Genomic DNA, 16416 nt, shown 5'->3' with positions numbered 1-16416 from the left:
AATGAAATATTATGGTGGAATTGATTTAGGAGGGACTAATTCAAAAATAGGTATTTTGGATGAAAATGGAAATATTATTTATTCAACAATAGTTAAAACTGAATCAAATTTAGGTTATAAAGAAACTGTCAAAAAATTATCGGACTGTTTAAAATTTGGATTAGAACAAAAACAAATAAATTATGATGATTTTATTTCATTAGGAATAGGTGTTCCTGGACCTACTATAAATAAATCAACAGTAATAATGTGGGCAAATTTTCCTTGGCCTGAAAATCTAAATTTAGCTTATGAGTTTGAAAGTCAATTATCAAAACCAGTATATATAGATAATGATGTTAATGTTATTACACTTGGAGAATTATGGGTTGGTGTTGCAAAAGGATATAAAAATGTATTAGGTATGGCAATAGGAACTGGAATTGGTGGAGGAATAGTAGTAAATGGAGAAATAATTTCAGGAAAAAACGGTGCGACTGGAGAAATTGGACATATTCCTTTAGAAAAAAAAGGTAGACTATGTGGTTGTGGTAAAAGAGGATGTTTTGAAGCCTATGCCTCAGCAACTGGTATAGAAAGAATAGCCAAAGATAGATTACAAGTTGATAAGAATAACATGCTATATAATCTAACAAAAGATAGAACTTTAGAAGCAAAAGATGTTTTTGACTGTGCAAAACAAGGGGATAAATTATCAATTGACATAGTTGAAGAAACAGCAGAATATATAGCTATGGGTATAGGCTCAGCTCTTTCTATACTTGATTCTGATGTAGTAGTTATAGGTGGTGGAGTTGCACTTGCTGGAGAATTTCTAATAGATAAAATAAAGAAATATTTACCTGAGTACTTAATTACATCTATTGAAAAAAATATTGAAATAAAAATTGCAAAACTTGGTAATGATGCAGGGATTTATGGTTCAGCATATCTAGCAATGCAGTCAATAAAATAGGAGTGTGAAATAAATGAATACAGGATCGTCCATATTGCCCCAGATATTATTGATAATAGTGTTGATATTAATTAATGCTTTTTTTTCTGGAAGTGAGATGGCAATAGTTTCTATTAATAAAAATAAATTAAAGATATTAATTGATGAGGGAAATGAAAAAGCTATAAAACTTGAAAAACTTATGGAAGAACCAGCCAATTTATTATCTACTATACAAATAGGAATAACTTTGGCAGGATTTTTAGCATCTGCTTCAGCAGCAATTTCATTATCGGAATTTTTAGCTTCATTTTTAAATAAGTTATCATTTCCGTATTATCAACAAGTATCTGTTGTACTTGTAACATTGATATTATCATATTTATCTTTAGTATTTGGTGAATTGATACCTAAAAGGTTGGCACTTTTAAATCCAGAAAAAATTGCTCTTACAAATATAAATATAATATTATTTGTATATAGATTGTTTATACCTTTTATTAAAATATTATCTTTTTCAACTAACATATTTCTAAGAATATTTAAAATTAATGAAAATGATAATTTAGAAATTGTAAGTAAACAAGAAATAAAAATGATTGTAAATGATAGTGATATTAAAGATAGTGAAAGAGAAATGATAGAAAGAATAATAGATTTTGAAGATAAGGTAGCTAGAGAAATTATGATACCTAGAACTTCGATGTTTGCAATTGATATTGATTCTAATATTCAAGAAATATTTTCATATGATGATTTAATTAGATTTTCAAGAATACCAGTATATAAAGAGGATTTAGATAATATAGTTGGTATATTGCATACTAAGAATTTATTAAAAAAATCATATGAAATTGGTTTTGAAAACATCAAGATTAATGAAATTCTTCAAGAGGCATATTTTGTACCTGAAACTAAAAAAATACAATCATTATTTGTAGAAATGAAGACTTTAAAGAAACATATCGCAATATTAATTGATGAATATGGTGGTGTATCAGGTATAGTTACACTTGAGGATTTACTTGAAGAAATAGTTGGTAATATTAATGATGAATATGATTTAGAAAATGAAGATATTCAGAAGATATCTGAAAATAAATATATGATTAATTCATCTATAAGTTTAAACGATTTTAATGACTATTTTAATTTTAATATAGAATCTAATCATTATGATTCATTAAATGGTATACTTATTGAAAAATTAGGATTTATACCTATGGATAATAAGATAGATGATATAGTTTTTGAGCAATTTAAAATAAAGATACTTAAAGTAAATAATAAAAGGATAGAGAAAGTAATTTTAGAAATAATATAAAAGAGGTGAAGTTATGAAGATATTGGTATTAAATAGTGGTAGTTCATCTTTGAAATTTTCTGTAATTGACACTACTACTGAAAAGATAATGATAAATGGTTTATGTGAAAGAATTGGTATAGAAAATTCAAGATTTAGTATTAAAAACTATATTAGAAATAATAAGATAGATAAAGTTCCTGAATTATTTCCTAACCATAAGAGAGCTTTAGAATTTGTGTTGAATGTATTAGTAGACAATGAATTTGGAGTTTTTGAAGATGTAAGTCAAATACAAGCTATTGGTCATAGAGTAGTACATGGTGGAGAAGAGTTTATAGAACCATTATTAATAAATGATAAGAATATGATATCACTTGAAAATATTTCATCACTAGCCCCTTTACATAATCCAGCAAATATTATGGGAATTAAGGTAATGAGGGAATTATTACCTGATATACCAAATGTTGCTGTATTTGACACGGCTTTTCATTCAACTATGCCTGCAAAATCATATATGTATGCAATTCCTTATGAAGAATATGAAAAATTAAAAATTAGAAAATATGGATTTCATGGAACTAGTCATAAGTATGTATCTAAGGTTGCTGAAAAATTATTACTTGAAAAAGGTGTAAAAAAACCTTATGGTGGGTATAAGATAATAAGTTGTCATTTAGGTAATGGTGCTTCAATTACTGCAATTAAAGATGGAAAAGTTTTAGATACATCTATGGGATTTACACCACTTGCAGGTCTTATGATGGGTACTCGTTGTGGAGATATTGATGCTTCAATTGTTTTACATATTATGGAAAAATATAATTTATCAGTTGAAGAAATGAGTCAAAAATTAAATAAAAGATCAGGAGTTTTAGGGATATTTGGTAAAAGTTCTGATAATAGAGAATTGACAGAGGCTATGTTAAGTGGAGATGAAAGAGCTAAATTAGCTTTTGATATGATGGCATATAGCATACAAAAATATATAGGAGAATATTATATACTTTTACAAGGTGTTGATGCAATAATTTTCACTGGTGGTATAGGAGAAAATTCTAGTGAAACAAGACAAAAAGTATGTGAAAATTTAGAATTTATAGGTGTTAAACTTGATTATGAAAAAAATAAGATTAGACAATCTGGAGATGTAGATTTAAGTACATCTGATTCAGAAACAAGTATATTTAAAATAGGCACAAATGAAGAACTTATGATTTCTATTGAAACATATAATTTATTGAAAGGTTAATATGTTAATAAAAAATATTTATAATTCACATATTGGTAAAATTATTATACTAGCAGATGAAAAAACTTTAAAAGGACTTTGGTTTGAAAATCAAAAATATTTTGGTTCAGAGTATGATATTTCTAATATAGAAGTTGGAGAAAATAAAATAATTTTAGAAACTATAAATTGGTTAAAAAGATATTTTTTAGGAGAAAATCCAACAATTAATACTAATATTTTATTACCAGAAGCAACAGAATTTAGAAAAAAAGTATTTGAGGTATTGCTATCTATACCTTATGGTAAGACTATGAGCTATAAAGAAGTTTCTGATAAATTAAATGAAAAATATGGAATAAAAAGTTCTGCAAGAGCTGTTGGTGGAGCAGTAGGACATAATCCAATTTCTATTTTAATACCCTGTCATAGGGTAGTGGGAGCTAATGGCTCACTTACAGGTTATGCTGGAGGAATTGATATAAAAGTAGAATTATTGGCTCTTGAGGGTATTGATATAGATAGTTTAAAGTATTAGTATAAAATAATATCATTTATGATGCTATATAGATTAAGTTAGTAATGTGTATATTTTTAAATTTTATAAATATCAAAAGTTGAAAAAGCATATTATTTTCATAATATGTTTTTTTAGATTATATAAATAATTTATTGAGATTTAAGGATTCACTTTATTAGATATTATTTTTAAAAATTCAAACCTAGCTTAATGCTGTTTTAATTAAATTTAATTTAGCAACTACTCATAAACAATAAAACATAAAAGAAAGGAGTTGTATGATATAGTTTTATATCATACAAGATAGAATATGATTCAATTAACATCTGTATTTAAAAAATATGTGATTAAAAAAGGTTTCTTTAAACGAACAATAGAAGAAATTCCAGCTTTAACTGATGTTAGTTTAACAATACAAGATAAGGAATGTATTGGATTAATCGGTTTAAATGGAGCAGGGAAATCAACGTTATTAAAGGTTGTTTTAGGAATACTTAAACCTGATAGAGGGGATGCACTCTTATTTGGGAAAAATGCTGTTGATTATAGAGAACAAAATATGAAAGAAATTGGTGTTGTTTTTGGACAGCGTAGTCAGTTAAGATGGGACGTAACTCCACTTGATGCTTATTTACTAAATAAGGCTTTATATAAGATTGATGAAGAAGAATTTGATAATCTTTTAAATAAATATGCTGAATTATTAGATGTAAAAGTATTTTGGGATAGACCCGTTAGAACTTTAAGTTTAGGTCAAAAGATGAGAGCAGATATTCTTGCATCATTATTACACAAACCAAAGTTATTAATTTTAGATGAACCAACAATTGGACTTGATGTAGTTAGTAAAAGGAAAATAATTGATTTAATTATTAAATTAAAAGAAGAAATGACAATTATTTTTACTTCACACCAATTACAAGATGTTTACGAAGTATGTGATAGATTTATTGTGTTAAATCATGGAAAAATATTGTTGGATAATAACAAAGAACAAGTAAAAGAAAAAATAGGTTATGTTACAATGAATCTTACTCTTTCAGAAAAAGGACTAGAACTAGAACATTTATCTAGTAATACTTCTATTGAAAAATTTAATGATTATGAATATCAAATCAAGGATATTCCAAAACATAAGTTGACAGAATATGTTAATATATTGTTTTCAAAAAAATCAGATTGTTCATTTTGAAATAAAAGAGAGTGATTTAGAATCATTGTTAATAGAATTTGGAAAGGAATTATAGAATATGAATCAGATATACAGAATTACTGTTATTGGAATTAAGAAAATAGCGATTTATAGAGAATTTCTTTTCTTTTCAATATTAAAAAATATTATTTATATCTTTATTCAATATATGTTATGGTCTAACATACTTGCTTACCAAAATAAGCAAGTAGAATTACCTGTTTTAATGACATACTTTTTACTTAATCAATTTTTGAGTGTTCTACATACTAATATTTCAATGACTATCAGTGATGATATTAGAGAGGGGACTATTATCCATAGATTATGTAAACCTGTTCCATTAGAAAAACAGTATTTCTTTGAATCTCTTGGTTCAAGTGTAGCTAAAGTTGCGACGATAAGTATTATGAACATTGCTTTTATTATTGTTCTTACAGATAATTTTAGTTTATTTATATTAATTCAAACATTTTTCTTAATTATAACTGGATATGTTTTAAACTTTGTAATGGAATTATTTTTTGGAAGTCTTGCATTCTTTACACAAAGTATATGGGGGATTGATTCATTAAAACAAGCCTTGATGACTGTGTTTTCAGGATCTATTTTTCCATTATTCCTATATCCTAATTGGTTAAAACAGATTGTTTCTTTTTTACCATTTTCATTGACTATTGGTAAAATTTCAGAATTTTATATATTTAAAATAGATTTTTCAAAAATCTTATTAGTACAATTTATATACATTATACTTATATTCATATTATATAAAATGGTAATGAAAATATGTATTAAAAGACTTACTGTGAATGGAGGTTAAAAATGAGATACATTAATTTATTTTGTAAATATTTCAGTTTAAATATTAAAGGATTAAAGTCATATGGGACTGATTTCTATATAGGAATTTTTGCAATGATGATAAAAAATATATCTAGCTTATTTATGTTATTTTTCCTTTATACACTTGTACCTAAGTTAGATGGTTGGTCTTTTTATGAATTGTTGCATTTATACTCACTTTCTACTATGGGCTTTGCTATGTGGCGTTCTCTATTTATGAACACACTTAATATTTCTTATTATGTTCGTAATGGAATTTTAGAACGTTTTTTAGTAAAACCTGTTAATCCACTTTTTCAGATTTTTATGGAGGGGTTTGATGATGATGCCTGGGGAGATTTAATTATTGGTATTTTGATTAATATTATATGTATTTATCAATTAAAATTAAGTTGGTATACTTTAATATTTTCTATTATTTTATCTTTCTTTGGTAGTTTAATTTTTGCAAGTTTTTCAATTTTAGGTTCAATTATATCATTAAAAACAGTAGGTGTTAGTGATTTTTCAGATATTCCTTATCTGATATATGAATTTATGAAATACCCTGTAACTATATATGGTAATGTATTAGTAGCTATTTTTACATATATATTACCAGTAGCATGGATTAGTTTTATTTCTAGTCATATTTTTATTGAGAATAATTTTTTAAATTCTCTTATTATATTATTAATTTCTATTGGAGTATCTTTGATATTCTTTTGTATTAGTTGTTTAGTCTTTTTAAATTATCTAAAGAGTTATACTAGTACAGGTACATAGACTTTTGTAAATATTTATGTTGGAGAAAATAAGCGCTACACCTCACTTGAGGTGGCTTTTTTTGTTGTTTGAATAAATAGTGAATTTTTGATATAATACTACTGTAATATGTATTGGAAAACAACTTTATATATTTATATAATAAAAGAGGAGAATTGTATGATAAAATTAATTGCTACCGATATGGACGGCACACTATTAAATAGCAAGCATGAAATTGCAGAAAAAAATGTAGATAAGATTATAAAGATACAAGAAATGGGTCATAAATTTGTTTTAGCAAGTGGTAGACCAACTTTTGCTATGATTGATTTTGCTAAAGAACTTAAAATGGATAAATTTGGTGGATATATAGTATCATTTAATGGTGGAGAAATAATAGATTGTAAAACTTGGAAGACAATATATAGTTTAGGTATAGAAAAAAATGATATTTTAGAAATGTATAATTATGCACAAGAAAATAATTTAACTTTTTTAATGTATGATGATAAAAGTATATATGTAAATGAAATTAATGAATATGCAATAGTTGAAGGTGAAATTACAAAAGGAGAAATAAAATTAATAGAAGATATAGAAAAAATGAATTTTGAAAATTCTATTAAATGTTCATTACTTTCTGAACCAGAAAATTTGATTAAACATGAAAAAATATTAAAAGAAAGTAAATTTGCTGAAAAACTATTTTTTGCTAGATCTCTACCTATATTTTTAGAGATAGTAAATAAAAATATAGATAAAGGTAAAACTTTACATAAATTATTAGAAATATTAAATTTTGATAAAAGTAATACAATAGTTGTAGGAGATAGCTACAATGATATACCTTTACTTTCTGCTGGTGCTTTTAAAGTTGCACCTAGTAATGCTAAGCCTGAGGTAAAAGAAATGGCTGATTATGTAGGGGTAAGTAATGATGAGGGAATACTTGCAGATTTAATTGAAAAATTTATATTAATTAAGTAAATATGGGCTTTCTACTATTTACAAGCTAAGTAAAATATGATATTATTACATATAGAATTAAAATTGGAGGAATGAAATGAGAAAAATTATTGTTGCAGGAAACTGGAAAATGAATAAAACTAGAACTGAAACAGAAAAATTCTTTAAAGAATTATTACCTTTAGTAGAGGGGAAAAATGTTGAAATAGTTGTAGCTGCACCATTTACAAACTTAGAAACTGCGATTAGAGAAACAAAAGGTTCTAATGTTAAAATAGCAGCTCAAAATATGAACCCAAAAGATAATGGAGCATATACTGGAGAAATTTCTCCTTTAATGTTAAAAGATTTAGGTGTTGAATATGTATTAGTAGGACATTCTGAAAGAAGAGAATACTATAAAGAATGTAATAAATTTATTAATGAAAAAGTTCTTGCAGCTATTCATAATGGATTAAAACCAATTTTATGTTTTGGTGAAACTCTTGAACAAAGAGAAGCTAATGTTACTGAAAAAGTTGTTGAAGAACAATTAAGAGAAGGTTTAAAAGATGTTTGTGATAAAGGTATACTTAATGTAGTATTAGCATATGAGCCAGTGTGGGCAATTGGAACTGGTAAAACTGCTACTGCTGAACAAGCACAAGAAGTTCATGCTTTTATTAGAAACTTATTAATAGATATGTATGGTTCTGACATTGCAAATGAAATAACTGTACAATATGGTGGATCTATGAAACCAGAAAATGCTTTAGAATTAATGTCACAAAATGATATTGATGGTGGATTAATTGGTGGAGCAGCATTAGATCCTATGAGTTTTGCTAAACTTGTAGAAGCTGGTTCTCAAATATAAGGAGGATTGAATAATGAAAACATTATTAGTAGTATTATTAGTAATATTAGCGATTATTCTAATAGGAGTTATTTTAATTCAACCAGATAGAAGTCGTGGTATTGCTAAAACTGCAAATGTATTAGATCAAGAAAAAGAGGGTATAGAGAAGTTTACAGAATATGTTGCTTTTTTATTCTTATTTGTTGCAATTTTACATAATATTATTAGATAAATATGATAAAAACTGAGATTTATGACACTTTGAGCTTGACAAAGAAAAAAAAAAGTGTATAATAATATTGATTATAAAATAAGGAGGAAATGTTTATGTCAAAAAAAGGATTTGTTGAAGAATATGCAAAATTAACAGGAGAAACTAAAAAAAGATCAGAAGAGTTAGTTAATGCTTTCTTAGAAACAGTTGAAAGCTTAGTAGTTAAAGGTGAAGATGTTCAATTCGTTGGTTGGGGATCATTCAAAGTTCAAGAGAGAAAAGAAAGAGAAGGAATTAATCCTAAAACTCAAAAAGAAATTAAAATACCTGCTAAAAAAGTTTTAAAATTCAAAGTTGGTAAAAAATTTGCTGAAAAAGTTTCAAAAGCAAAATAATGATATATAAAACTACATATTTAAGTGTGTAGTTTTTTTTATGCTATAATTTTGTGTAAAAAATTTAGAACTGAAAATGGTAATTTATAAACAAAAATAGTTTTTACAAATCCTTATTTAATGTAAGATTGTTAAAAGTTTAACATTAACAAAATTTTATTGCAAATTCATTTTTTTTACTTTATAATATAGAAGTGTTTGATTAATAGATAACGAAAGGGTAGCATGTGATATTTAATATTAAAGAGATTATAAATAAAAAACTACTATTTTTATTCTTATTATCTTCAATTACATATTCAATTGAAGAAAAGAGTAAAATAGAGGGGGAAGTTAGTTTTGGTATAGATACATCATCTGGTGTAGATGGAGTAGAAAGTACTATAAGATCATTACCAGAATTAATAGATTTAGTTAGACCTAGAGTATATACAGATTATGTAAAATTAAATTATAATTATAGAAGTGCTATGCTTACTAGTCAAAATGTTGGTAATATAAGTCCAAGAAGTACTAATTATTTGCCACAACCTAGTTATTATTCAGGATACAATTATTATAAACCTAGCTATAGTCCAACAGAAAGAGATGTAAAATTAGCTATAAAATATTTATCAAAAAATATAGAACTTAGAAAAAGACTTGGAATTAAATTAAAAGAAAACTACTTTGGTTTAGGAATAAAGGTTGATGTAATTGGTAAAGGTCTTTCATATGATAAGTTTTTAAGTAATAATGATATAGATAAAATAAAACTTTCATTAATTTCTGATAATAAATATATTAATGGAGAAATTAATTACTATATCAAGGGAGAGAGTTCTGAAAAAATAGATTTGGATAAAACAGATGCAGAAAAAGTTTTGAAAAATAAGGTTGTAGACTATAATTTTAGTGTTAATCCTATTCCAGATAGTAAAGTATCTGTTTCTTTTGATTTTTATGGTCAAAATAAAAATTTAGATTATGGACCAACTATTAGATATAGAAGTAACAATATATATTCTAGTGTTTCTGTTTTACTTAATCATAATGAATCATCGTATAATCTAAATAATGAATTAGATAAGATTAAATATGTTGTACCCGGTTATAATAAAATAGAATATTTTAAAAAATGGACATTAAAAAGTGAATATAATAAAGATGATATGATTAATGCAGATAAATATGATAAGGATTATGCAGATTTATCAAAAGCTGAAGTATCTGGTAGAAAGGGAACAATAAGAATACTTGGATATAATTCAGGTTCACTTTATGGGGATTCTTTGATTAGATATGTTAGTAAGAGTATATTTGATGAAATACATTCTAATCCATATTTTAAAAATATTTCAGAAATAGTAAAGATTTTTGAAAAAGATAAAAAAGCAGCTATAACAGATTTTTGGTGGCCTGCAATTAAATATAAAAGTACAATGGCAGAAGTAGAAAATAAAAATCAGTTTAATAGTATAGCAAAAAAGATAGCAAAAGATATATATAAAAAATTAGGGATAGATCCTGATAGAAAATATTCAAAGGTAGGTCTTTGGACTCAAGTTCAAAAAGATTTTGAATATCTGTTACCTGGATATTATAAAAATTTTGATTATTCTAATATAAATTTTGATGACTTAGGTCCAGACTATCTATATGACGGTATAAGAAACCCTCAACTTCCAGATGTATATAGAGCTTCTAGTGCTACTGTTTCTTATTTAAAAGGAAAAAGAAATGTTTCTAGTCCTCAGCCTCAATCTTCAGGAGGAAATTTATTGCCCAATCCTAAAGATTCTGATAGTTTTTTATTGAAAAAAAATGGATTTCATACTTTTGACAATGATATTAGAGATTATTTAATAGCTGGATTATTAAGGGAACATAAAATAGATCCAATTCAAAATATTTCTAAACTTGGTACTTGGAATATTATAAAAGATATATTTTGGTATAAAAGAATTAGAGATACTGTACATACTGAATTTGATATAATACAAGAGACTATTAAAAATCCTTATGAAGTTAAGAGTCTTGATATTTTAAGAGGACTATATATACATCAAAGTGAAAAAGGAAAAAATATATTAAAATATGAAGAAGAGTTAAAAAATATTTTTTCTGAGATTGATTTAAATGATAATAAGGCAAAATACTCACCTAAAATAAGGATAGATTTAGGTTATTTTGATAGAATTAATAAATTTGGTCTTTCTTTTTTAGTAAATGATAGTGTTAAAGTTGATGCAGAAAAATATTCATATTCAAAAAAAGCTCATCATTTAGATATTGATGCAATATATAAAAAAGGAGTTTTAGACTTTAGTAGTAAAGTTAGATTATCATTCTCTGAAAATGATTTAATTAAGAAAAAAGATAATAAAAAAGTAAATGAAAATGAATTAAAATATGTATACAATACTATTGATTTAAATACAGATACATATTTTGGTTTTAATATACCAGCAACAAAAAGATTTAATTTATTATTAGGTATAAGACATATTGGTCAATATGGTTGGATTAATCCAAAACATATTTTAAAAGATGACAAAGATGTAAAGTGGAATATTGCTAAAAGAGATAAAGATAATAATCCTATAGGTAAAGATAAAAACCCTATAATAACATCTCAAACAACAGAAAAAGAATTAGTTGATAAAGAATACAATAAACTTAAAGGTGAAAATAAAACTAAACTAAAAAGAGATATACATCAAACAGACTATATAGAAACTGTGGAAAGTGGTGCAGTAACATCTATGTATGAGATGTATAATATAGTATCTCCAAGAATTACTATGTTATATAGACCATATGATAATATAATATTTTCTACTAATTTTGAATTACCAATAGGATTTAGAAATTTCTCACCATCTGGATTAAAGGCTATGTATTCAGGAGAAATTAAATATTTAATAGATGATAGTTATAAAGATATAATATTTACTAAAGAAAATCCAATTAAATTTAAAACATCTGGTAATATTGAGGGTGGAGCAGTATTAGGTAATGAACCAGGCTATTATTTCTCATATAAAGCTATGGCAGATCTTACTTTTTTAAGAGGAGATATAAAGGGAAATGATAAAAATATAGACTTTAATGTATCTTTAAATCCATTGATAGTTAATTTACCTATTAAGCCAAGATTTATGATATCTAAGGATGATTCAGATATATCAACAAGAGTTGGATTGGAATATTCAAAAGGGACTGAATTTTCAACAGTAGTAGGATTTAAATATGTTTTTAAACCTAGAAAAGATATTCTTGGGGATGAATTAAAGCCTAATGTTTTAGGTATATTAAAAAAACGTAATAGTAATGAATATAGCCATGTAAATAATGCTTTATCCAATGTAGCGTTTGATGATAAGTTAGAGTATATAATTACACCATTTTTAGATATAAAGAAAGAAGAGGGTAATTTTAGAGTAAATATTAAAGCTGATAGTACTAAAGTAAGTGGTTCTATAGAGAAAAAAGAAGTCAATAGTAATGTAAGTACTAAAAATACAACTTTTGCATGGAATACTCAAAAAAATTTCCCTTGGTGGCACTTTTTTTCTCGGAAAGTATATAATTACTTCGTTGATGTACAAACAGAGGAAAAAACAACATCAAAAAATGAAATTAAAACTTTAGAACATGAAAAATATGATATTGATATAGAAACAGAATATAGACAAGAAAAAGGTATTAACTTTAATTTAAATTTAGTATTAGGGTATAATGATACAAAATTAATAGATATAAAGAAAGAAACAACAAAGATAGAAACTAAATCAAAAGTTATAGTAGTTGAAAGTAATAAAAATTCTATAAATGATACTGACATTCAAAATAACATGAATAATAAAGTAGACATGAATGAAAATGATTTATTACAATCTTTAAAAGACTTTGTTAAAAAGAAAAATGCAGATGGTAATGAAATTTATGTACCAGGAAAGAAATTTTATGAACTTAATTATGCAAAAATAACCGAAACTGAATTAAAAGAAATACTTTCTATACCAAATAAAGTATCAGAAAATAAGAGTATAGTGGAAAATACTTATTTACATGCAAAGAAGATAAATGTAAATTTAAACACATATTTAGGGTATAATTTTAATGCAACTAAAAATGTAGATATATCACTTGGAATGAGATATAAATTAATTGGAAAGTATGAATCTACAGATAAGATAATATTAAAAGATATTAGGTTATATGGAAGTAATCATTATTCATTTGAGAATACTATAATTCCAGAGGTTAAAATGACATATAGATTAATTCATAATTTAAAAGCAAGAATAAGTGGAGAATTACCTGTATATTTTAAAAATAAGGATTATAAAGAAGTTAATTTTAATATTAGAACTGGACTTGAATATAAATGGTAGATAAAATTAAGATATCCAAAATTTGGGTATCTTTTTTTATAAGTTTTACATAAAACATAAAATGTATGATTTTGATATATTTTTAATAATGAATTGTAACTTAAAATACTTCGATTTTCTAAATTTTATGCAAACGGTTTAATAGTTGACAAATCAAGGCAAATATTATAAAATGTAAATATATTATTATTGGAGGAAATCATGGATAAAAAGATATTGAAAGATAAAATTCTATTATCTTTAAGAAGACAGTATAGTAAAACTTTAGATGATGCAAAAGAATATGAAATATATTATGCAGTTGCAAGAGCAACTATGGATGAAATAACTGAACATTGGTATAATACTAAAAAAACTAGACAACAAGATCAAGTTAAACAAATGTATTATTTATCAGCAGAATTTTTAATGGGAAGATATATGAGTAATAACTTGATTAATTTAAGATATAATGAAGTTATGAAAGAAGTATTAGAAGAATTAGGACTTAATATTAATAAATTAGAAGATTATGAAATGGATGCTGGACTTGGAAATGGTGGATTAGGAAGACTTGCAGCTTGTTTCTTAGATTCACTTGCTACTTTAGGATTGCCAGGACATGGATATGGATTAAGATATAGATATGGTATGTTTGAACAAAAAATAGAAAATGGATTCCAAGTTGAATATCCAGATGATTGGCAACAGTATGGAACTCCATGGTCTGTAAAAAGAATAGACAGAGTGTTTGAAGTTAAATTCGGAGGAGATATTGAAATCCATAAAGATGAAGTAGGAAAAGAATATTTTAAAAGAGTAAATACAGAAAATGTATTAGCTGTTGCATACGATGTTCCTGTAATAGGTTATGGAAATAATGTTATTAATACTTTAAGATTATGGGAAGCAAGATCACCCGAGGGATTTGATTTAAAATTATTTAATTCTCAAAACTATATTTTAGCATCTGAAAAAGAAGTTAGAGCTAAAGATATTTCAAGAGTATTATATCCAAATGATACAGAAAGAGAAGGAAAAATTTTAAGACTTAAACAACAATTTTTCTTTACATCTGCATCTTTACAAGATATTATCAGAAGACATAAAGCAACATTTGGAAATAATTTTGCAATATTACCAGAAAAAGTTGCAATACAATTAAATGATACTCACCCAGTGGTTGCAATTCCAGAATTAATGAGAATATTACTTGACCAAGAAAAACTAAGTTGGGATGAAGCATGGGAAATTTGTAAAAAAGTATTTGCATATACTAATCATACAATTTTATCAGAAGCTTTAGAAAAATGGGAAATAAATATATTTAGACCATTATTACCAAGAATTTATCAAATAATTGAAGAAATTAATAGAAGATTTTTAATAGAGCTTTCTAAAAAAATTAATGGAGATTATGAAAAAATTAAAAGAATGAGTATAATAGGAGATGACAAAGTTAAAATGGCATGGCTTGCAATAGTTGGTTCACATGCTGTAAACGGAGTTGCTGAATTACATACAGAAATTCTAAAAAATCAAGAATTAAAAGATTGGTATGAATTATATCCAGAAAAATTCCAAAATAAAACAAATGGAGTTACACAAAGAAGATGGTTATTAAATTCAAATCCAGAACTTGCTTCATTAATTACTGAATTAATTGGAGATAAATGGATAGTTGATTTAAAAGAACTTAAAAAATTAGAAAAATATTTAGATGATGAAAATGTATTAAATAAATTATCTGATATTAAGAAAGAAAATAAGATTAAATTAGCTAAATATATTAAAGATACAACAGGTATAGAAGTAGATATTAATTCAATTTTTGATGTTCAAGTTAAGAGATTACATGAATACAAACGTCAATTATTAAATGTTTTACATATTATGGATTTATATAATAAATTAAAAGAAAATCCATTATTAGATGTAACACCTCGTACATTTATATTTGGTGCAAAAGCTGCTCCTGGATATAGAAGAGCTAAAGGTATTATTAAATTAATTAATACTGTTGCTGAAGTAATTAATAATGATACAAGTATTAATAATAAAATTAAAGTTGTATTCTTAGAAAATTATAGAGTTTCACTTGCTGAAAAAATATTCCCAGCATCTGATATTTCAGAACAAATATCAACAGCAGGGAAAGAAGCATCTGGTACAGGTAATATGAAATTTATGTTAAATGGTGCATTAACTTTAGGAACATTAGATGGTGCTAATGTGGAAATAGTTGAAGAAGTTGGAATGGAAAATGCCTATATATTTGGATTAAAAGCCGATGAAGTTTTAAGACTTGAGGGATATGGTAAATATGATCCAAGAGTCGATTATGAAACAGTAGAAGGTCTTAAGAAAGTAATGGAACAATTAGTTGATGGAACATATGATGATTCTCATACAGGAATATTCAGAGAATTATACGATTCATTACTAAATGGTGTTGAGGGTAATAGACCAGATGTATACTTTGTATTAAAAGATTTCTCTGATTATAGAAAAGCACAAGAAAAAATTAGTAAAGATTATAAAGATCAAAAAACATGGTTAAGAAAATCATTATTAAATATAGCAAATGCTGGTAAATTTAGTTCAGATAGAACTATACAAGATTATGCTGAAAATATATGGAATATTAAACCTTGTTTACCTAGAAACTATATTTTTTAAATAGATAATAAAAGTCCTATAAATCTAATATTTATAGGGCTTTTATATTTACTATAAATAAATTTTTTTTATAAACAAATGATAGTTTGAAAAATGTATAATTTTTAGAATTAATATATAAATATATGGTTGATTTTATATAAAAAAATAAAAATGTGAGTTACTTAAATTTAAGTAACTTATTTTTTTT

13 protein-coding genes are annotated in these 16416 nt (G+C 25.2%); all 13 read left to right on the top strand.

Features of this window, described 5'->3' with window-relative positions; genetic code table 11:
- The first annotated feature begins 1 nt into the window (after position 1).
- The 13 genes from BT993_RS01415 (at position 2) to BT993_RS01355 (ending at position 16226) form a co-directional block, all read left to right on the top strand.
- Positions 2 to 955, top strand: coding sequence for an ROK family protein (locus tag BT993_RS01415; RefSeq protein WP_072592891.1), 954 nt, complete (start codon positions 2 to 4; stop codon positions 953 to 955).
- A gap of 13 nt (positions 956 to 968) precedes the next feature.
- Positions 969 to 2258, top strand: a complete 1290-nt coding sequence (locus BT993_RS01410; RefSeq protein WP_072592890.1) for a hemolysin family protein — start codon at positions 969 to 971, stop codon at positions 2256 to 2258.
- A gap of 13 nt (positions 2259 to 2271) precedes the next feature.
- Positions 2272 to 3492, top strand: a complete 1221-nt coding sequence (locus BT993_RS01405; protein ID WP_072592889.1) for an acetate/propionate family kinase — start codon at positions 2272 to 2274, stop codon at positions 3490 to 3492.
- Position 3493: 1 nt separating this feature from the next.
- Positions 3494 to 4009, top strand: coding sequence for a methylated-DNA--[protein]-cysteine S-methyltransferase (locus BT993_RS01400; RefSeq protein WP_064580101.1), 516 nt, complete (start codon positions 3494 to 3496; stop codon positions 4007 to 4009).
- A gap of 292 nt (positions 4010 to 4301) precedes the next feature.
- Positions 4302 to 5183, top strand: coding sequence for an ATP-binding cassette domain-containing protein (locus BT993_RS01395; RefSeq protein ID WP_244147529.1), 882 nt, complete (start codon positions 4302 to 4304; stop codon positions 5181 to 5183).
- A gap of 58 nt (positions 5184 to 5241) precedes the next feature.
- Positions 5242 to 6006 (top strand): ABC transporter permease, encoded by a 765-nt coding sequence (locus BT993_RS01390; RefSeq protein ID WP_064580097.1) that lies wholly within the window; start codon positions 5242 to 5244, stop codon positions 6004 to 6006.
- A gap of 2 nt (positions 6007 to 6008) precedes the next feature.
- Positions 6009 to 6794 carry an ABC transporter permease gene (locus BT993_RS01385; RefSeq protein WP_072592888.1) on the top strand — a complete coding sequence of 262 codons (786 nt, stop codon included), beginning with the start codon at positions 6009 to 6011 and terminating at the stop codon, positions 6792 to 6794.
- Positions 6795 to 6953: 159 nt separating this feature from the next.
- The gene (locus tag BT993_RS01380; protein ID WP_064580818.1) at positions 6954 to 7763 is read left to right on the top strand and encodes a Cof-type HAD-IIB family hydrolase; all 810 of its coding nucleotides are present in this window, start codon (positions 6954 to 6956) and stop codon (positions 7761 to 7763) included.
- Positions 7764 to 7839: 76 nt separating this feature from the next.
- Positions 7840 to 8598 carry a triose-phosphate isomerase gene (tpiA, locus tag BT993_RS01375; RefSeq protein ID WP_072592887.1) on the top strand — a complete coding sequence of 253 codons (759 nt, stop codon included), beginning with the start codon at positions 7840 to 7842 and terminating at the stop codon, positions 8596 to 8598.
- A 13-nt stretch (positions 8599 to 8611) separates the two neighbouring features.
- Entirely contained in the window at positions 8612 to 8812 is a 201-nt protein-coding gene (locus BT993_RS01370; RefSeq protein WP_208600500.1) for a preprotein translocase subunit SecG, read from the top strand.
- A gap of 95 nt (positions 8813 to 8907) precedes the next feature.
- Positions 8908 to 9189: an HU family DNA-binding protein gene (locus BT993_RS01365; RefSeq protein ID WP_072592885.1), complete on the top strand. Its 282-nt coding sequence runs from the start codon at positions 8908 to 8910 to the stop codon at positions 9187 to 9189.
- A gap of 227 nt (positions 9190 to 9416) precedes the next feature.
- Positions 9417 to 13568 (top strand): hypothetical protein, encoded by a 4152-nt coding sequence (locus BT993_RS01360; protein WP_072592884.1) that lies wholly within the window; start codon positions 9417 to 9419, stop codon positions 13566 to 13568.
- A gap of 201 nt (positions 13569 to 13769) precedes the next feature.
- Positions 13770 to 16226: a glycogen/starch/alpha-glucan phosphorylase gene (locus BT993_RS01355; RefSeq protein WP_208600499.1), complete on the top strand. Its 2457-nt coding sequence runs from the start codon at positions 13770 to 13772 to the stop codon at positions 16224 to 16226.
- Positions 16227 to 16416: the final 190 nt, after the last annotated feature.

Origin of the sequence: Streptobacillus ratti (genome assembly GCF_001891165.1) — a bacterium.
Lineage (GTDB): Bacteria > Fusobacteriota > Fusobacteriia > Fusobacteriales > Leptotrichiaceae > Streptobacillus > Streptobacillus ratti.
Note: the sequence above shows the minus strand (reverse complement) of the source record. Positions and strands in the feature narration are given on the sequence as shown.

What these genes read in the sequence shown, in the direction of transcription:
- BT993_RS01415 (WP_072592891.1), top strand. Translation starts at nt 2, where the DNA reads ATGAAATATTATGGTGGAATTGATTTAGGAGGGACTAATTCAAAAATA.
- BT993_RS01410 (WP_072592890.1), top strand. Translation starts at nt 969, where the DNA reads ATGAATACAGGATCGTCCATATTGCCCCAGATATTATTGATAATAGTG.
- BT993_RS01405 (WP_072592889.1), top strand. Translation starts at nt 2,272, where the DNA reads ATGAAGATATTGGTATTAAATAGTGGTAGTTCATCTTTGAAATTTTCT.
- BT993_RS01400 (WP_064580101.1), top strand. Translation starts at nt 3,494, where the DNA reads ATGTTAATAAAAAATATTTATAATTCACATATTGGTAAAATTATTATA.
- BT993_RS01395 (WP_244147529.1), top strand. Translation starts at nt 4,302, where the DNA reads ATGATTCAATTAACATCTGTATTTAAAAAATATGTGATTAAAAAAGGT.
- BT993_RS01390 (WP_064580097.1), top strand. Translation starts at nt 5,242, where the DNA reads ATGAATCAGATATACAGAATTACTGTTATTGGAATTAAGAAAATAGCG.
- BT993_RS01385 (WP_072592888.1), top strand. Translation starts at nt 6,009, where the DNA reads ATGAGATACATTAATTTATTTTGTAAATATTTCAGTTTAAATATTAAA.
- BT993_RS01380 (WP_064580818.1), top strand. Translation starts at nt 6,954, where the DNA reads ATGATAAAATTAATTGCTACCGATATGGACGGCACACTATTAAATAGC.
- tpiA (WP_072592887.1), top strand. Translation starts at nt 7,840, where the DNA reads ATGAGAAAAATTATTGTTGCAGGAAACTGGAAAATGAATAAAACTAGA.
- BT993_RS01370 (WP_208600500.1), top strand. Translation starts at nt 8,612, where the DNA reads ATGAAAACATTATTAGTAGTATTATTAGTAATATTAGCGATTATTCTA.
- BT993_RS01365 (WP_072592885.1), top strand. Translation starts at nt 8,908, where the DNA reads ATGTCAAAAAAAGGATTTGTTGAAGAATATGCAAAATTAACAGGAGAA.
- BT993_RS01355 (WP_208600499.1), top strand. Translation starts at nt 13,770, where the DNA reads ATGGATAAAAAGATATTGAAAGATAAAATTCTATTATCTTTAAGAAGA.